Annotated in this window: 16 protein-coding genes; 7 read left to right on the top strand and 9 right to left on the bottom strand. The window is 71.1% G+C overall.

The annotated features are described in order from the left end of the window. Window positions 1-21: 21 nt before the first annotated feature. The gene (locus tag WH85_RS17175; RefSeq protein ID WP_045742895.1) at window positions 22-1,029 is read left to right on the top strand and encodes an FUSC family protein; all 1,008 of its coding nucleotides are present in this window, start codon (window positions 22-24) and stop codon (window positions 1,027-1,029) included. Here the strand turns inward: WH85_RS17175 and WH85_RS17170 are convergent. Next, on the bottom strand, window positions 1,012-2,520 hold the full coding sequence (locus tag WH85_RS17170; protein WP_063775517.1) for a M20/M25/M40 family metallo-hydrolase: 1,509 nt from the start codon (window positions 2,518-2,520) through the stop codon (window positions 1,012-1,014). The two genes, WH85_RS17175 and WH85_RS17170, sit on opposite strands and share 18 nt — an antisense overlap. Window positions 2,521-2,661: 141 nt before the next feature. Between WH85_RS17170 and WH85_RS17165 the strand changes: the two genes are divergently transcribed. Next, window positions 2,662-4,122, top strand: a complete 1,461-nt coding sequence (locus tag WH85_RS17165; RefSeq protein ID WP_045742894.1) for an ATP-binding protein — start codon at window positions 2,662-2,664, stop codon at window positions 4,120-4,122. Window positions 4,123-4,384: 262 nt separating this feature from the next. Here WH85_RS17165 and WH85_RS17160 read toward each other — a convergent pair whose 3' ends face one another. Continuing rightward, window positions 4,385-4,954, bottom strand: a complete 570-nt coding sequence (locus WH85_RS17160) for a hypothetical protein (protein ID WP_045742893.1) — start codon at window positions 4,952-4,954, stop codon at window positions 4,385-4,387. Between the two features lie 32 nt (window positions 4,955-4,986). After that, window positions 4,987-7,269 carry a putative bifunctional diguanylate cyclase/phosphodiesterase gene (locus tag WH85_RS17155; RefSeq protein WP_342669797.1) on the bottom strand — a complete coding sequence of 761 codons (2,283 nt, stop codon included), beginning with the start codon at window positions 7,267-7,269 and terminating at the stop codon, window positions 4,987-4,989. 105 nt (window positions 7,270-7,374) lie between these two features. Here WH85_RS17155 and WH85_RS17150 point away from each other — a divergent pair, with 105 nt between their 5' ends. The 3 genes from WH85_RS17150 (at window position 7,375) to WH85_RS17140 (ending at window position 9,227) form a co-directional block, all read left to right on the top strand. Further along, window positions 7,375-8,070 (top strand): phosphatase PAP2 family protein, encoded by a 696-nt coding sequence (locus WH85_RS17150; RefSeq protein WP_045742891.1) that lies wholly within the window; start codon window positions 7,375-7,377, stop codon window positions 8,068-8,070. A 9-nt stretch (window positions 8,071-8,079) separates the two neighbouring features. After that, complete coding sequence (locus WH85_RS17145; protein ID WP_052720506.1) at window positions 8,080-8,772, top strand: phosphatase PAP2 family protein; 693 nt, start codon at window positions 8,080-8,082, stop codon at window positions 8,770-8,772. Between the two features lie 68 nt (window positions 8,773-8,840). After that, window positions 8,841-9,227, top strand: coding sequence for a hypothetical protein (locus tag WH85_RS17140; RefSeq protein WP_157411058.1), 387 nt, complete (start codon window positions 8,841-8,843; stop codon window positions 9,225-9,227). Here WH85_RS17140 and WH85_RS17135 read toward each other — a convergent pair. Both WH85_RS17135 and WH85_RS17130 read right to left on the bottom strand, forming a co-directional pair. After that, a complete protein-coding gene (locus WH85_RS17135; protein ID WP_157411057.1) occupies window positions 9,224-10,255 on the bottom strand; it encodes a hypothetical protein in 1,032 nt (343 codons plus the stop codon). The two genes, WH85_RS17140 and WH85_RS17135, sit on opposite strands and share 4 nt — an antisense overlap. Continuing rightward, window positions 10,252-11,100 carry a hypothetical protein gene (locus WH85_RS17130; protein WP_045742888.1) on the bottom strand — a complete coding sequence of 283 codons (849 nt, stop codon included), beginning with the start codon at window positions 11,098-11,100 and terminating at the stop codon, window positions 10,252-10,254. The genes WH85_RS17135 and WH85_RS17130 overlap by 4 nt, the downstream gene beginning before the upstream one ends. Window positions 11,101-11,213: 113 nt before the next feature. Between WH85_RS17130 and WH85_RS17125 the strand changes: the two genes are divergently transcribed. Next, on the top strand, window positions 11,214-11,867 hold the full coding sequence (locus WH85_RS17125) for a VOC family protein (RefSeq protein WP_045742887.1): 654 nt from the start codon (window positions 11,214-11,216) through the stop codon (window positions 11,865-11,867). Between the two features lie 136 nt (window positions 11,868-12,003). Here the strand turns inward: WH85_RS17125 and aceB are convergent, their stop codons facing one another. Further along, window positions 12,004-13,614: a malate synthase A gene (aceB, locus tag WH85_RS17120; RefSeq protein ID WP_045742886.1), complete on the bottom strand. Its 1,611-nt coding sequence runs from the start codon at window positions 13,612-13,614 to the stop codon at window positions 12,004-12,006. 1 nt (window position 13,615) lies between these two features. Continuing rightward, complete coding sequence (aceA, locus tag WH85_RS17115) at window positions 13,616-14,893, bottom strand: isocitrate lyase (protein ID WP_045742885.1); 1,278 nt, start codon at window positions 14,891-14,893, stop codon at window positions 13,616-13,618. 108 nt (window positions 14,894-15,001) lie between these two features. On the opposite strand from aceA, the gene WH85_RS17110 reads away from it, so the two are divergent. Beyond that, entirely contained in the window at window positions 15,002-16,444 is a 1,443-nt protein-coding gene (locus tag WH85_RS17110; protein ID WP_245673972.1) for an XRE family transcriptional regulator, read from the top strand. A gap of 15 nt (window positions 16,445-16,459) precedes the next feature. Here WH85_RS17110 and WH85_RS17105 read toward each other — a convergent pair whose 3' ends face one another. Beyond that, the gene (locus tag WH85_RS17105; RefSeq protein WP_045742883.1) at window positions 16,460-16,984 is read right to left on the bottom strand and encodes a GNAT family N-acetyltransferase; all 525 of its coding nucleotides are present in this window, start codon (window positions 16,982-16,984) and stop codon (window positions 16,460-16,462) included. Window positions 16,985-17,533: 549 nt separating this feature from the next. Continuing rightward, a partial coding sequence (locus WH85_RS50455; protein WP_342669796.1) for a carbohydrate-binding protein occupies window positions 17,534-17,731 on the bottom strand: 198 nt, incomplete at its 5' end.

Below are 17,731 nucleotides of genomic sequence, written 5' to 3'. Positions count from 1 at the left end.
CGTCCTAGGGTCGAGGGCGGTATGAGATTCCCTGTTCCGGCCGGGACCGCACCGGCGCTGCGGGCCGGGGTGAGTGTGGCCGTGCCCCAGCTGCTGGTGCTCGCGGCCGACCGTCCGCACTGGTCGATGTTCGCCGCGTTCGGCGCGTTCACCTCGCTCTACGGGCGCAACCGGGTCGGACTGTCCCGCCTGGTCATGCAGCTCGGCGCGGGCGCGGCCCTGGTCGTCGCGGTGCTGCTCGGTGTGCTGACCGGCCTGTCCGGAGACCGTGCCTGGATCGCCGTCGGGGTGGCCGCCGTGGTCGCCGGGCTGGGCAACGCGGTGGCGAGCGCCGCGGACTGGCATCCGCCCGGACCGTTGTTCCTGGTGTTCGCGTTCGGCGCGGTGGCCTCCGTCCCGCAGGAACCGGCGAACCTGCTCACCGCGCTGGCGGTGACCGCGGCGAGCGCCGCCTTCTCGATCCTGATCGGGAGCCTCTTGCGGGACCGGAGCGGACCGGCCGCCGGGCCGAAGGGGCTACCGGTCGACTGGCGCACCTCCGCGTTCTGCGCCCTCGCCGCGCTGACCGCCGGCGCGACCGCCACCGCCGCCGGGATCGGCCACCCGTACTGGGCGACGGTCGCCGCGGTGGCCCCGCTCAGCGCCCGCGGGTTCACCGCCCGGCTGGTCCGCGCCGGCCACCGGATCGGCGGCACCCTGCTCGGGCTGGTCCTGGCCGCCGCTCTCCTGGCGCTGCACCTCGACCCGTACCCCGCGGTGCTGGCCCTGGCGGTGTTGCAGGTGGCCGCCGAACTGACGGTGGGCCGGCACTACGGCGTGGCGATGCTCTTCATCACCCCACTCGCGCTGGTGATGAACCAGGTCGCCGCCCCGCGCCCGATCGGCGGCCTGCTCTGGGACCGCGGCCTGGAGACCGTCATCGGCGGCCTGGTGGCGTGCCTGATAGTGCTCGGTGTCCGCTGGCTGGCGGCCGGTCCGCCCGTGGAACGGACCGGCCACGAACCAGAGGGATCAGCGGACCGCGTGTGACCCGGCGTGCTCGGCCGGAGCCGCCGCGGGGGCGGTGGCGGCGGCCGGGGTGAAGACGGCCTTGCTGCGGGCGACGGTGAGGACGCCGTGGGCAGCCGCGTCGCCGAGCTCACTCAACGCCGGCTTGCTCAGGTTGGTGATGTCGTCGCAGGCCTCGTGGTAGCAGGAGTCGTACGGCTCACCGGCCGTGCCGCCGTAGACGGCTGCCTCCTCCGCCGTCTTGACACCCTCGGCGCCGCTGAACAGACCGCCGGCCGGGATGCCGACCGCGATGAACGGGCCGTAGTCGGAACGGCCGTTGAACTCGGTCGGGGAACTGGCCAGGCCCTTGCTCGCGAAGTAGCTGGTGAACACCGACTCGAGCTCGCCCGAGCCGGCCGGGCCGGCGGTGCCGGTGTCCGAGCCGTCGCCGTCGTAGACGAAACGGACGTAGTTCGGCGAGCCGACCATGTCGAAGTTCAGGTTGGCGAAGATGGTGGCGCGCTGCGCGTCGGTCAGCTGGGCCACGTAGTGCTCCGAGCCGAGCAGGCCCAACTCCTCCGCGCCCCAGAAGGTGAACCGCAGCTTCTGCTTCGTGGACAGTTTCAGCTTGGCGATCTGTTCGGCGATCTCCAGGATGGTGGCCGAACCGCTGCCGTTGTCGTTGATGCCCGGACCGTCGATCACCGAGTCCAGGTGGGCGCCGACGACCAGCACCCGGTTCGGGTCACCGCCCCGCGCGTCCGCGACGATGTTGCTGGTCTTCGCGGTCGGGTCGATGAACGTGCTGGTCTTCACGTGCACGCTGACCGTGCCGGCCGCCGCGGCGGTGGCCAGGGCGCTGCCGTCGGCGAAACTCAGGCCGACCACCGGCAGGTCGAACGGCTCGCCCAGGGTGCCCTGGAACAGCACCTGACGGCCCTCCTGGCCCTCGTTGAAGATGATCACGGCGTCGTACCCGGCGGCCTTCGCGTTCTTCGCCTTGACCACGAAATCGCAGCCGCCGCGCTGCACCAGCGCGACCTGCGGTGCGGCGGCCGACGCCGGGGCGAAGTCGGCGGCCGCGCAGCCCGCGGTGGAACTGGGCGCCTCGGTCGGCGGCAGCACGTTGTTGAGCGCCGGGACGACCTGGCCGGTCACGTCGCCGGTGCCGGAGAAATCGAAGGTGACCGTCTCGTACGCCGGGCCGGCGGGGGAGACCCGCTCCAGCACGGCCGGGGCCAGTTCCTTGTAGAACGGGAAGGTGAAGACCTGCTCGGTGACCTGGTATCCGGCCCTACGGAGCTTGTCCTTCACGTAACCGGCGCTCGCGGTGAACCCCGGCGTCCCGGAGGCGCGGGTGCCGTCGTTACGGTCGGCGATCTTCTGCAGGGCGCGCAGGTGTTCCAGAACGCCGTTGACGGTGACGGCCTCACGCAGGCGTCTCGCGTCGTCGTGGCCGCCCGCGTTCGCCGGTTGTGGGGCGAGGGTGAGCAGCAGGGCGGCGATGGTGGGAATGGCGAGTCTTCGCAACGGGTACTCCTGTCAGGACGGGACGTGAGCGGGCTGAGATTAACCCGCCTCGATGCCTGCCGGAAGCCGAACAACACCCTGCGTGCCCGAACGTGTCACTGTTGGTCGTGTCCGGTCGGAATTCGCAGGACGGAGGAGAACATGTCCGAGGCGAGCTTTGCGCGACCGCGCGGCGAGACCTTCGAATACGCGGGCGCGACCGTGGAGATGCTGGACACGGCCACCCTGCTGGCCGCAGCCCGGGTCAACCCGGTCGGCCTGCTGCGCCACGCCACCTGGCCGGCCCCGGTCCAGCGGGTCGACCTCACCGTCACCAGCGTCGCCGGGCCGGGTGCCCCCGCCCATTTGTTCACCGCACGGATCTCCTGCGAGCCGGAACCGATGACCGCCGAACGGATGCGCGGCCTGGTGCTCGGACGAGACCCGATCGGTCTGCTGCTCGCCAAACGGATCGCCGCCGGCGACCAGGTGACCACGATGATCGTGGACAGTGTCGGGACGGCCGCTGCGGCGGCGTACCGGAAACTGGGTCTCGTCAAGACGAGCGGCCCGGCGGCCGACCGCGAACCCGCAGTGATCGCCGACGCCGTGGTCGGGATGCAGGCGACCGTGACCTACGCGCCCAGCGGCACCGTCGCCCACCTGGAGGCACAGGTGCCGCGGGACGAGGTCGGGCCGGAACACCTGCGCGCGTTCGTCACCCTCACCCTGCAGGCCGTGATCGACCTGACCGGCCCGGACGCGCTGGCCGGCCGCCGCTACGTGATCAGCCGGGAGACGCTGCCGAAGGCGCCGCCCACCACCAGAACGGTCACGCTCGACATGGTCGGCGGCCTCACCGAGGTGGTCGCCGAACTGCGCCAGATCGCCACCTCGTTCGCGCACCCGGAGGCGATGGCCCGGTGGGGCGCGCGCCGGCCCCAGGGCATCCTGATGTACGGGCCGCCCGGCACCGGCAAGACGATGCTGTCCCGGGCCCTGGCGAACGAGATCGGTGCCGACTTCCGGGAGATCCGCACCCCGGAGATCCTGGACAAGTACCTCGGCGGCTCGGAACGCAACATCAAACACATCTTCCGGGAGGCCCGCCGCTACCGGGTGCCGACCCTGATCCTGTTCGACGAGTTCGACTCGATCGTGAGCTACGCGGGCGCCGGCGGGGACGCCGCCAGCCAGGCCCTGAACGCGGTGGCCGGCATCTTCAAGCAGGAGATGAACGACCTGATCGAAGTGAACCCGAACGTCCTGGTGGTGGCCACCACGAACTTCCCGCACCGGGTCGACGAGTCACTGATCCGTTCCGGTCGCTTCGACGTGAAGATCAGCGTTCCACGCCCGGACGAGAACACCCGCGCGGAGATTTTCCGCAAGATGATCCGCGGCCTGATCGCCGCCCACGAGTCGGACGGGTTCCGGATGTTCGCCGACGACCTGGACCTGTCGGCGCTGGGCGTCGCGAGCACCGGGATGACCGGCGCGGACATCAAGGAGGTGCTGCGGCGCGTCCAGCTGACCAAGGCGATGCAGGAGGCGCGGGCCGGTGCGGCCTCCCCGATCAGCCAGCAGGAACTGGTGGACGCGGTCCGCGAACTGCGCGGCTGACGGGGTTCTCTCCCGCTCTGTGGCCTTCCTTCGGGGGTACGACCTACTTCCCGTACCCATCCCTTCGCGGCCACCTGCCCCTGCCCCGTCGATCTTGGTGCGTCGGTCCCCGTGTGGGGTGGTGGTCGCACCAAGATCGCTGGTGTCCGCCCCGGCGGCTGGCGATCTTGGTGCGTTGACGGCCTTCGGCGGTGGCTGGGGCACCAAGATCGGGACGGGACGGGACGGGGCGGCGTGGGCTGTGGCTGGGTGCGGTCCGGGGCTACGCGCTCAAGGTCCTGAGCAGGTCGGACAACTCCTTCGGAACCTCGTCCGCCGTCAGCAGTGCGGCCAGCGTGGCGCCGTCCTTGTTCTTCTTGAAGCGAACCCCGAACTGCCGGCAGACCGCGTCCAGCAACTCGTCACCGGGGGCCACCGCCCGCCAGTCGCCGGTCCAGGCGTGGTCGACGTCGCGGGCCTCCCGCTCCACCATGTCGGCGGCCTCGTCCCGTCGTTTCTCCCACTCGGCTATCACCGTACGAATCGCGCCTTCGAGGAGGTGGGCGAGTTCTCCGTCTCCGTCGAGCCGGGACGGAATCGCCACGGGATCACGCAGAGCTTTGACGACCCGCTTGCGGAGGGTGATCGTACGCAGCTCGGCACCGCATTTCTCCAGGGCCGCCGCAACCTTCTCCTCGGTGACGTCGCCGCCGTCCCGACCGCCGTCGCGGCGCTTCTTCTGGATGAACGTGGCCAGTGCGCGCGGGACGGCGAGGTAGTTCTCCAGTTCACGCTGTTCGAGGACGTGCACCGTCGCGCCGGCCTTCGCCAGTTTGTCGCGGAGTTCCTCCACCTCGCCGGGAGTCTACAAGGTGGACAGTCCGGCTACGTCGGAGTATTCGCCCTGGTGAGGGAGGTCTTCTGGGCGAAGTCGGGAACCACCGCCGGGCGGCCGAAGTGGTAGCCCTGGGCTTTGCGGTAACCGAGACGGTACAGCTCGGCGGCCTGCTCCGCCGTCTCCACGCCTTCGGCCACCGCCACCAGGCCCAGCCCGTCGGCGACCTGGATCAGGGCGGTGGCGATCACCGCGTGCCGGCCGGCCATCGTCACGTTCTCCACGAAGGATTTGTCGACCTTGAGGATGCGGACCGGCAGGGTCTGGAGCAGGCCCAAGGAGGAGTGGCCGGTGCCGAAGTCGTCCAGGGCGATGTCGACGCCCAGGTCGACGAGCTCACGGACCGAGGCCGCCGCCGCGCCGCCGCCGAAGACGGCCGTCTCGGTCACCTCGACGACCAGGTTGTGCGGGTGGACGCCGGTGGACGCGAGGACGTCGGCGACCAGTCCGGCGAAGCCGGGTTCGGCGAGTTGGCGGGCGGAGACGTTCACGCCGAAGTGGGGTGGGGCGACGCCCTCGCGCTGCCAGGACACGAACTGTTCGCAGGCGGTGCGCAGGATCCATTCGCCCAGTTCGACGATCAGGCCGTTGCGTTCGGCGACCGGGATGAACTGGTCCGGGCCGACGAACCCGCGGGTCGGATGCTGCCAGCGGATCAGGCTCTCCACCGCGACGACGGCGCCGTGCGGGAGTTCCACGATCGGCTGGTAGACCAGGTGGAACTCGCCGCGGGCCAGGCCGGAGCGCAGGTCCGCGCCGAGACGGGCCTCCTCGCCGGCCCGGTCGTCGAGCTCCGGGTCGTAGTGGCGCTGGCGTCCGCCGTCGGCCTTGGCCGCGTACATGGCGACGTCGGCCTGCCGCAGCAGTTCCATGGGGTCGGCGCAGGTGCCGGCGGTGATGCCGATGCTGGTGCTGATCAGCAGGTCGTGCCCGCCCGCCCGCACCGGGCGCCGGATCGCCGACCGGAGCCGGTCGGCGAGCGCGTCCAAGCCGTCCCCGGAAGGGGCGGAGCCGGAAGGGGCGGCGGGCAGCAGCACGGCGAACTCGTCGCCGCCCATTCGCGCGACCAGCCCCTCCGGCGGAACCTCGGCGGCGATCCGGGTGGCGACCGCGGCCAGCAGTTCGTCGCCGACCGCGTGCCCGAACCGGTCGTTGATCGTCTTGAAGCCGTCCAGGTCGAGCAGGAACACCGCGACCGGACCGGCCGCCAGCTGTTCGTGGAGGCGCTGTTCGAAACGCCGCCGGTTGGCGGTCCCGGTCAGTTCGTCGCGCATGGCCAGGCCCTCGAGGCGGTGCGCCTGGTGCTGCACCTGCGTGACGAAACCCCACATCCGGGCCACCACCAGCAGGAACAGGGCGACCGCGCCGACTCCGACGGCGACCCAGGAGATCGCCGTCCGGCTCAGCCCCTGCACGAACAGCACGCCGGGCGCGAGCATCGAGCAGGCGGCGAGCAGGGTGAGCCGGCGGGCGCCGATGCGGTACTCCGCCGAGCCCGCCGGGTCGGGACGCCACCGCATCGACGGGTGCAGTGCCGCGGCCCCCCAGCAGACGTAACTCAGCAGGAAACCGGCATCGAAGATCCCTCCGGTGTACGCCTGCGCGCTGGACAGCAGCGAGTAGAAGACGTCGCAGCACAGCAGCAGGATGGTGCCCAGGCCGAGTAGTCGCAGGCTCGGCGACCGGTTCTCGGTCCGGGTGATCATGCGGGCGCCGACCGCGGTCAGCAGCACGTCGGCCGCCGGGTAGCCGATGGTGACCAGTCGTTCGGCGATCGGCGTGCCGGCGTCGGACAGCGTCGGGCCGATCACGAACACCCAGTAGACGAGCCCGATCCCGGTGGAGATCACCGCCGCGTCGATCATGCCGCCGACGTCGTGAACGCGGTCGGCGCGGCCCTTGCCGAGCCGGGACAGGCCCAGGCACAGCAGCGGGTACGCGGCCAGATAGAGCCCGTCCGCCCAGGAGGGGTACGGGTATTCGCCGAGGGTCTGCTCCATCAGGTCGTAGCAGACGTCGCCGGAGATGAACATCGCGGTCCCGGCCCCGAACAGCAGCCAGGCTCCCCGGTTGCCGGGCCGGTGCCGGGCGATCCCGGCGAAGACGGCGAGCACCGACCCGACGCCCAGTACGTTGAAGTAGATCTTGGCGACCGGGCCGGCGGGCATCAGTGGGTACGCGACCGCGGCCGCACCCGCCACCGCCAGCCACACCGCCCAGGGGCGGACATACCCGTTGGACGCCACGACCGGCCCATCGCCCGGGGACGCCACGGCCTGAGTGTCCCGCCGGTTGCTAAGCGGGTGCGCCGGAACCACGAGGGAAACTGTTCCTGAACCTCAGGTGACGTACAGGAGAACATGGGGTAATTGGCCGCCATGCGGTCCGAGCACAAGATCTTCTCCAGCGTACGCACGAGCGCGGCAGCCGTGGCCGCGGCGCTCCTGCTGGGCCCGTTCCTGCTCACCGCTCTGATGGTGGTGGCCGGAGCCGGTCCCCTGCACGACGCCGACCAGGCGGTCACCGACCGGCTGCACGCCTACGCGCTGGCCCACCCCGGCTGGGTCGAGACGATGGCCTGGTGGAGCCTCGTCTTCGACCCGAACGTGTGGCGGCTGGGCTCCCTGGGACTCGTCGGCTGGCTGTGGTGGCGGCACAACGATCGTCTCACCGCCATCTGGGTGACGACCACGATGATCGCGGGCGGGCTTCTCGGCGTACTCCTCAAACTGCTGATCGGAAGGCACCGCCCGGAGTTCCTCGATCCGGTGGCCCAGGCCGCGGGCCTGTCCTTCCCCTCCGGCCACGCCCTGAACAACGCGCTCGGCGCGGCCGTCTTCCTGCTCGTCCTGCTGCCCACCGTCCGGGAGCGCCCGGCGGCCCGTGTTCTGCTGTGGACGGCGGCGATCCTGATCCCGCTGGTCACCGCCTACAGCCGGGTGCTGCTCGGCGTGCACTGGACCAGCGACGTCCTGGCCGGGCTGCTGGTCGGCCTGGCCGTCCCGGCGGTGACCGTGCCGGTGTTCCGCCGTCTCGCCGGGCGCCGGAGTGTGCCGGAGAGCGTCCGGGGGTAGGTAGCGGCGGTGCCCGCCATCGCCCTTCACACATTCAAGCGGGTGGTGCTGCCGCTCGGCACACTGCTCCTGTTCATGGTCGGCCTCGGGATGCTGCTCACCCGGGCCGCCGCCCACCTCTGGCCGCTGACCGTCGAGGACGCGGTCAACCGCGAACTCGCCGCGGACCGCACCCCGGTGCTCACCGACGTGTCCTCGGTGCTCAGCGGCATCGCCAACACCGAAGTGATCATCGGGGTGACCGCGCTCGCCGCGGTGATCCTGGCGATCACCCTGCGGCGCTGGCGCGAGCCGGTCTTCCTCAGCCTGGCGGTCACCGCGCAGGCCCTGATCTTCTACTTCACCACGGTGGCGATCGACCGGCCCCGCCCCGAGGTGCAGCGCCTCGACGAGTCGCCCCCCACCTCCAGCTTCCCGTCCGGTCACACCTCCGCGGCGGTCGCGCTCTATCTCGGGCTGGCGGTGCTGCTCGCCGGCCTGGCCCGGCACACCTGGCTCAAGGCGTTGTGCTGGGCGCTGATCCTGGTCCCGCTCGGGGTGGCGCTGGCCCGGATGTACCGGGGCATGCACCACCCGAGCGACGTGGTCGCCGCCTTCATCAACGGCATCACCTGCGTGACCGTGATGGCTCGCGCTGTCCTGCCCTCTCGCTATCTGTCTGCGGGGGACAGATCACCAGCTCAGGAGACGGTTACGCCTTGAAGGGCGGATCGTCGTCCGCCGATGCTTGGTCCCGTCACCGACACGCGGTGACCGGGAAGGAGCAGCACATGGGCATCTTCAAGCGGGCGGCGGCGGTGGCCGTCGCCGGTGCCGTCGGCGCCACCCTGATCGCGTCGCCGGCCCTGGCCGTGGGGCCGGACTACGAGGCGGACTCGTCCGGCAGCACCCTGTACCTGTACAACGACGCGCGCACCGTCCTCGTCGGCTACGTCGTCATCATCAAGTCGGGCAGCAGCTACGTCGGTGTCGTCTGCGACACCCACAACGACGGGTACTTCATCACCGGCCGCTTCGACCCGGGCAGCGGCAACGTGCAGACCCTGAACAGCCCCGGCTACCAGCAGTGTGCCGACACCACCTTCGCCACCCTGCGCAAGTACCGGCTGTCCTGGAACGGATACACCACCCCCAACTGGTACGCGCCGACCGCCTAACCGGTGGCGATCTCGGTCGTGCAGTTCTCCCGGAACGGGCTGTCCCGCCACAGGCAGACCTGGAGCGTGACCGCCTGCCCGCCGATCGTGGTGGCGACCGCCGGCGAGTGCACGTAACCGCGTTCGGTCTGCGGCAACGGGGTGGCACAACTGCGCCACGGGCCGTCCGCGATCCGCCACCGCACCCGGGAACCACCGGAATGCGGGGTCTGATCGTCCGAACCGGCCCGCCCCCAGTAATAGGTGCGTCCCTCGTGCCGGGCGTACCGGGCCGACCCGTTCATCGCGTCGAAGTCCAGGGTGGGACTGAGCCGGGTTGCCGCGTCGTCGGCGAAGAACTCGGGGGTCCGGGGGATCACATCGTTGCCGGAGGCGCCGGTCAGGCAGTCGGCGTCCGGGGCGGAGGCGGCCGTATCGGGGGTGCCGCCGTCGCTCTGCCCCTCGCCCGGGGACAGCGCGACGGCGGCGCCGGCCGCACCGGCCAGGGTGGCGACGGCGAGGCCGGCGGCGATCAGGAGTCGCCGCCGGCGCGGTGGCCGGGTGGTGAAGTAGGCGTCGATGACGGGCTTTTCGTCTTTTATCGGGGTTTCCAGCGGGACCGGCACCCGGTCACCGGCCGTCTCGTCCGCCTCACGGGCGCGGGCGGCCAGCTCGGCGACGTGCGCGCAGGCGACGGTCAGCCGCTCGGCGTCCGTGTCGGTGAACTCGGTGCCGGCGATCCGGTGCGCGGCCCGGGCCACCGCCACGACAGCGGTCGGATCGGTGACGTGCTTCAGATCGCCGGCCAGCACACCCGCGACGATGTCCTTGTCGACCGAGAGCCCCGGCGCCAGCCGGTGCGTGCGGATCACCTCGGCCAGGTGCCGCAGCGAGGCCGGCTGCCGTCGCCGGCGCGGCGGTGGAGTGCCGGGCGGCGACTCGTAGACGCCACTCTCCCCGGCCCGGGTCACGGCCGCACCGACCGTGGACGCCAGCAACTGTGCCGCCCGGTGGGTCTCCTGCCACCACGGCGCCATCGGCCCGCTCATCCACTGCCCTCCCCGACATCGATGAGAAGCATTATGCCGGGGATGTACGGGCCGGGGGCGAACGGATCCTCCGGTTCAGCCGGAGTTATCACGGTGACCAGCGTGAGCAGGACGATCATCAGGGACATGACGAGGAGGGTGGAAAGGGGGGCGGGGTCGACGGCGATCGCCCACTGGCTCGGCGGCGGGGCGGCGGCCTGCTCCTCCGCCCGCTTCCTGTCCATCTCCACGATCACCGCCTGCAAGGCGTCGGCATCGATGGCGTTAAAGTCGGTGGCGTTCAAGCCGGTGCTGTCCGGGTCGGTAGCGTCGAACCGGAACGTGCTCACCTCCGTCGGCGGCTCATCCGGTGCCGGCGCCAGGCGACGCTCCTGAAGACCCTGCGGAGTGGCTGTCCACGTGACGACGTCGGGGGACCAGCGCCGCTCGGACACTCCGGGGGCGGGGAGTGCCAGGAAGGAGAGGATCGCCATGGGGACCGCGACGACGGTGCCGGCCCAGAGCAGGGTCGGGCGGCGGGCGGGCCAGCCCCGGTGGTTCAGGAAGGCGGCGACCAGCAGGAAGGCGGCCCCGTACAGGGCGGCGAGCCCGATGCCGAACACGCCTGGCCACGCCTCGCCGCTGAAACCGTCGCTCAGGACGGCGACCACGGTCAGGAGAGCCACGCCGGCGGTGAGCAGGCGGGCGGAACGGCCCCGGCTGAGGGAGCCGGTGCTCAGCACGTAGTACAGCAGGACCGCCATCAGGATGGAACCGTTGCCGGGCAGCAGGCCGTGGCCGACGACGGCGAGGCCGATGACCTGGGCGGCGGCGACGGCCAGCAGCGCTTTCATCGCGGTGTGCACCGGACGATGGTCCGCTGTTCGACCCGCAACAGGTATCAGCCGGACATGTCCTGAAATTTGACTATGAGTTTCCTGTGCTGCCGGTGAGCGGCGGGCGGTGCGAGCATGGGGGCATGACGAAGCTGACCGGATCCGAGATCGCCGCCCGCACCCCGGACGGGTGGGTCTACCTGCTCGGCACACTGAACGCGCGGCTGACGACCGGGGACTTCGCGACCGGCCTGGCGCTGGTCGCGGCGATCGGGGCGGCCGCCGAGGAAGCCGACCACCATCCGGATCTGGATCTGCGGTACACGTACGTGGACGTGCGCCTCTGGAGTCACGACGTGGACGTGGTCACCGGGCGCGACATCCGGCTCGCGACCCGGATCAGTGAGCTGGCAGCCGAGGCCGGGGTGGCCCTGGACCCGGCCGGGCCGTCCCGTGTCGAGATGGCGCTGGACAGCCCGGCCCCCAAGGCGGTCGCGCCGTTCTGGGCGGCCGTGCTCGGCGCCGAACAGCGTTCCGCCGAGGGCTTCGGCGACGAGGTCCGCAAGGCCGACGGCACGGTGCCCACGGTGTGGTTCCAGGAGTCCGGCGACACCGAGCCGCGGCAGCACTGGCACCCGGACCTGTGGCTCGACCCGTCCCAGGTGCAGCCTCGCATCGACGCCGCGCTGGCCGCGGGCGGCACCCTGGTGACCGACGAGAACGCCCCGAGCTTCTGGGTCCTCGCCGACCCGGAGGGCAACAAGGTGTGCCTGTGCACCTGGCAGGACCGCCGTTGACCGTACCGCGACGCTGATCGTGGCGCAGCAGCCACCGCCCAGGGTGGCCGGCGCACCGGGATCGCCGCGGGTCGGGGGCGGAGAGTGGGGGGCGGCGGCACAGAGGGTCCCGACAACCCTCTGTGCCGCCTCGCCGTCACGCCGCGACAGGGGCGTGGGCGGCGACCGGAGCGGCCGACAGGTGCCGTAGGTATGCCGGCAGGGTGAGGAACTCCGGGCACGTCCGTTCGGTCGTCAGGACCGTGAGCAGGGTGCGGGCCTGGTGGAAGCGGCGCGTCTCGTCCTCGTCCAGGGCTCCGGTCTCGGCCAGGACGTCCAGCTCCTCGCGGAGCATGCGGGTGACCAGGGCGGCGGTGACCGGGATGCCGTCGTCGGTCGGCGTGCCGTTGGTGATCCACTGCCAGAGTTGGGCGCGGCAGATCTCGGCGGTGGCGGCGTCCTCCATCAGGCCGTTCAGGGCGACCGCGCCGCGCCCGCCGAGCCAGGCGGCGATGTAACGCAGGGCGACGCTGACGTTGGTGCGCAGGGCGACCTCGCTGACCGTGACACCGCCGGACCGCACCTGCAGCAGCTGGGCGGCGGTGACCCGGACATCGTCGCGTTTGCGCACGATCTGGTGCGGTTCGGCGGCGAGCCACTGGTCGAAGACCTCGCGGCAGGTGGCGACCAGGGCGGGGTGGGCGACCCAGGAGCCGTCGAAGCCGTCGCCGACCTCGCGGCGTTTGTCCTGGCGGACCTGGTTGAGGGCGCGTTTCGCGGCGACCGGGTCGCGGCTGGGGACGACGGCGGCCATCCCGCCGATGGCGTGGGCGCCGCGGCGGTGGCAGGTCTTGACGAGCAGTTCGGTGTACGCGCGCATGAACGGTGTCGTCATGGTGACCTGGGACCGTTCCGGCAGCACCACGTCCGGCCTGTTCTTGATCATGCTGAACAGGTAGTCCCAGCGGCCCGCGTTCAGTCCGGCCGAGTGTTCGCGCAGCTCGTAGAGGATCTCGTCCATCTCGAAGGCGGCGTTGACCGTCTCGATCAGCACGGTGGCCCGGATCGTGCCGCGGGGGATGCCCAGATGGTCCTGGGCGAAGACGAACACGTCGTTCCAGAGGCGGGCCTCCAGGTGCGACTCCAGTTTCGGCAGGTAGAAGTAGGGGCCGCTGCCGCGGGCGAGCTGCCGGTGTCCGCAGTGGAACAGGTAGAGGCCGAAGTCGAACAGTGAGGCGGAGACGGCCCGGCCGCCGATCCGGAGGTGGCATTCGGGCAGGTGCCAGCCGCGCGGGCGGACCATGATGGTGGGGATCTCGGACTTGACCTCGTAGATCCGGCCGTCCGCCGCCGTGAAGTCAAGCGTCCCGTCCAGCGCGTCGCGCAGGTTCACCTGCCCCAGGATCACGTTCTCCCAGGTCGGCGAGGTCGCGTCCTCGAAGTCGGCCATCCACACGCGAGCGCCGGAATTGAGCGCGTTGATGGTCATCTTGCGCTCGGGTGGTCCGGTGATCTCGACACGCCGGTCCAGCAGGCCGGGCGCCGGCGGCGCGACCTGCCAGGACGGGTCGTCGCGGACGTGCCGGGTGGAGTTCAGGAAGTCCAGTTCGTCCACCCGGGTGGTCCGGCGCCGGCGCCGGCGTTCCAGCAGCTGGACGCGGCGGGCGCCGAACTCGCGGTCCAGCGCGGCGATGAACGTCAGCGCCTCGTCGGTGAGAATCTCCGGGTGGCGGTCGCCGGTGAGGGTGATCTCTTCGGGAAAGCCCATGTCAGAACTGCTCCGTCTCGGTCGAGCCGCGCAGGGCGGTGGTGGACGACGACGGGTTCAGCGCGGTGGAGACCGCGTCGAAGTAACCGGTGCCGACCTCGGCCTGGTGCTTGGTCGCGGTGTATCCGTCGGCCTCGGCGGCGAACTCGGCCTCCTGCAACTTCACGTACGCGGTCATGCCGGACTCGGCGTACCCGCGGGCCAGGTCGAACATCGAGTGGTTCAGGGCGTGGAAGCCGGCCAGCGTGACGAACTGGAATTTGTAGCCCATCGCACCGAGCTCCTTCTGGAAGCGGGCGATGTCGGCGTCGTCCAGGTTGCGCTTCCAGTTGAACGACGGCGAGCAGTTGTAGGCGAGCATCTTGCCGGGGTGCTCGGCGTGCACCGCCTCGGCGAACCGCTTGGCGAACTCCAGATCCGGTTTGCCGGTCTCCACCCAGAGCAGGTCGGCGTAGCCGGCGTACGCGACACCGCGGGCGATCGCCGCCCCGGCACCCGGCCGCACCCGGAAGAAACCTTCGGCGGTGCGTTCGCCGGTGAGGAACCGCTGGTCGCGTTCGTCGACGTCGGTGGTGAGCAGGTCGGCGGCGAGCGCGTCGGTGCGGGCGATGACCAGGGTCGGCACGCCGGTGACGTCGGCGGCGAGGCGGGCCGCGTTGAGCGTGCGGATGTGCTGCTGGGTCGGGACGAGGACCTTTCCGCCCAGGTGCCCGCACTTCTTCTCGCTGGCCAGTTGGTCCTCCCAGTGCACACCCGCCGCGCCGGCCGCGATCATGGCCTTCATCAGTTCGAACGCGTTGAGCGGGCCGCCGAAACCGGCCTCCGCGTCGGCGACGATCGGCGCGAACCAGTCCCGGTCGTGCCGGCCGGCCGCGGTGTCGATCTGGTCGGCGCGCAGCAGCGCGTTGTTGATCCGCCGGACCACCGCGGGCACCGAGTTCGCCGGGTAGAGCGACTGGTCCGGGTAGGTGTGACCGGACAGGTTGGCGTCCGCCGCGACCTGCCAGCCGGACAGGTAGATCGCCTTCAGGCCGGCCCGCACCATCTGGGTCGCCTGGCCGCCGGTGAGGGCGCCGAGCGCGTTGACGTAGTCCTCGGAGTGCAGCAGGTTCCACAGCCGGTCGGCGCCGCGCTCGGCGAGCGTGTGCCGTTCCTGCAGGGTGCCGCGCAGTTTCACGACGTCGTGCGCGGTGTAGTCGCGCGTCACGCCGGTCCATCGCGGGTCGCCGGCCCAGGCCCGAGTGAGGTCCGCAGCGGTACCGCCTCTGGTGTCGGTCATCGGAGTGCCCTCTCTTTCAGAAGAACTCCACTTTCAGGGGACCCGGGGCCGTCGTTGAAGGCCTTTGTCGGCAGAAGAAGTGCGGAAATTCTGCTAGCGTCAAAAGCCGTGACGGATTCACCGACCGACATCGATCTCGTGACCCTCGGGCAGCGGCTACGGCACCTGCGCCGGTCCAAGGGACTGACGCTCGAACAGCTCAGCGCGGCCGCCGGACGGGCGCCGTCCCAGCTGTCGCTGATCGAGAACGGGCGGCGCGAGCCGAAACTGTCGGTGCTGCAGGCGATTGCGGGCGCTCTCGGCGTACCCCTGCAGGATCTTCTCCGGCCGGAGGCGCCGAGCCGGCGCGCCGGGCTGGAGATCGAGCTGGCCCGCCTGCAGAACAGCGAGACCTATGCGGCACTCGGCCTGCCGCCGGTACGCGCCGGGCGCAGGCTGCCGGCCGACGCCCTGGAAGCGCTGATCGGGCTGCACCGCGAACTGGGCCGGGTGCGGGCCGAACAGAGCGCCACCCCGGAGGTGGCCCGGCGCGCCAACGCGGCGCTGCGCGCCGACATGCGCGAGCGCGACAACTACTTCGCCGAGATCGAGGGTGCGGCCGCCGAGGTTCTTCTTTCGGTACGCCACGCGACCGGCCCGCTGTCCCAGCGGGGGATCCTCGACATCGCCGCCCAGATCGGGTTCAGCCTGCACTACGTCAACGACCTGCCGACCTCCACCCGCTCGGTCACCGACCTGCGGAACCGCCGGATCTACCTGCCCCAGGTGGCCAGCGGCAAGGGCCACGACCCGCGGGCCGTCGTGCTGCAGACACTGGGACACTTCGTGCTCGGGCACAACGACCCGGCCGACTACGGCGACTTCCTGCGGCAGCGGGTCGAGGTCAACTACTTCGCGGCGGCGCTGCTCATGCCGGAACGGTTCGCGGTCGACTTCCTGACCGCGGCGAAAGCCGACCGGGCCCTGGCGATCGACGACTTCCGGGACGCGTTCGGGGTGTCCTACGAGACGGCCGCCCACCGGTTCACCAACCTGGCCACCCACCACTTCGGCATCCCGGTGCACTTCGCCCGGGTGCACGAGAGCGGCATCGTCTACAAGGCGTACGAGAACGACAACGTCCGTTTCCCCTCCGACGTGACCGGGGCGATCGAGGGGCAGCCGGTGTGCCGCCAGTGGGCGTCGCGCACGGTGTTCGAGGCGGAGGACCCGTACTCGTCGTTCTACCAGTTCACCGACACCGTCGCCGGGACGTACTGGTGCACGGTCCACGTGGAGTCGACCCGGTCCGGGGAGTTCTCGGTGACGGTCGGGACACCCTATGAACACGCCCGCTGGTTCCGGGGCGGGGACGTCTCCGGGCGTACCGTCTCGACCTGTCCCGACCCGGACTGCTGCCGCCGGGCGCCCGCCGCGATGGTGGACCGCTGGTCGGGCAACGCGTGGCCGAGCGCCCGGGTGCACTCGCACCTGCTCGCCGCGCTGCCGCCGGGCACCTTCCCCGGGGTGGACAACCGCGACGTCTACGACTTCCTGGAACGCCGGGCCTGAGAGTCCTCCCGAACGTCAGAGCGTGATCCAGAACCGCTTGAGGGTGCCCAGGGACGTCTCCCGCACGTCCTCCAGGACACCACCCTGGCGGACGATGACCGCCTCGGACGCCGGGTTCGTGACATTGCAGGTCACCAGGACCCGGTCGAAACCCCGGTCGCGGGCCACGTCGAGCATCGCGCCCAGGGCCCAGACGGCGAGGCCACGGCCGCGGGCCGACGGGCGTATGCCGTAGCCGATGTGACCGCCCGCCTCGAGCAGGAAGTCGTTCAGTTCGTGCCGCAGGGCGATCGCCCCGGCGAGACGGCCGTCCTCGACGATCCAGCGGTAGGTGCAGTGCACCCAACCCGGGACGGGTGCGACCGACGGATCCTCCTCGGCGGCGAGTTTCCGCACCCAGGCCTCGAAACCGGCGGGCGAGTCCACGTCGTCGTCCGGCCGCAGACCGGCGCCGTCCTGGTGCACGCCCCGGCCCCACTCGTCGCGCTGCTCTATCCAGGCGCGGTGCAGGGCGGTCGTCGGCGTGATCAACTCAGGCATCCGGCGAGCGTACCCCCCATGCCACTGAGCTTGAGTCGATTATGAACATGGCCGTCGATGCTGCTGCGTCTGCCGGGCGCCGTCTCCGGTGGCCTCGTGCGTCGGCGCCGTTCAGCCGCTCGCGGCCTGTCCGGGGCCGTTGCCGAGATCGGGAGAGGTCGAGTGGCGTTCCGGCCGGCTCGGCCGTCGGTTGTGGTTCGTCCGGGGGTCGGAGGCGGCCGTGGGTGACGGCTGGGTTGGCTCGGCCGTCGGTTGTGGTTCGTCCGGGGGTCGGAAACGACCGTGGGCGACGGCTGGGTGGCGCTGGGCCGTCGCCCACGGTTGATTGCCATCCTCCCGGAGAGCCGTGGCTGACGGCTCGGTCGGCTCAGCCGTCGACTGCGGTCCACCCGCGAGCCGAGAACGGTGGTGAGAGCCGGTGGTGAGAGCCGGTGGTGAGAGCAGTGCAGTTGATCAATCGGCCGCAGGGGTTCCGCTGTTTCCCGGCGTTCGGGTGCGGTGTGCCGGCGGGGATTGATCAACTCCAGTGCTGCGCCGCCGGTGTCGTCGTCAGAGCGCCGTCCACAGTGCCGGCACGTTGGGCGGCTCCCATCCGGCCAGGGCGGTGTGCGCCAGCCGGCACTGGTAGGGCGCACCGTTGTAGGTCACCCGGGCGCCCACCGCGTACGCCGTTCCCGCAGCCCACGTCGTGGTGCCCGGGGTCCCGGTCGGCGTCGGGGAGGCAGTGGGGGAGGCAGTGGGGGAGGC

The organism is Actinoplanes rectilineatus, from assembly GCF_000962825.1.
Taxonomy (GTDB): domain Bacteria; phylum Actinomycetota; class Actinomycetes; order Mycobacteriales; family Micromonosporaceae; genus Actinoplanes; species Actinoplanes rectilineatus.
This window is presented reverse-complemented; position numbering and strand designations above follow the sequence as displayed.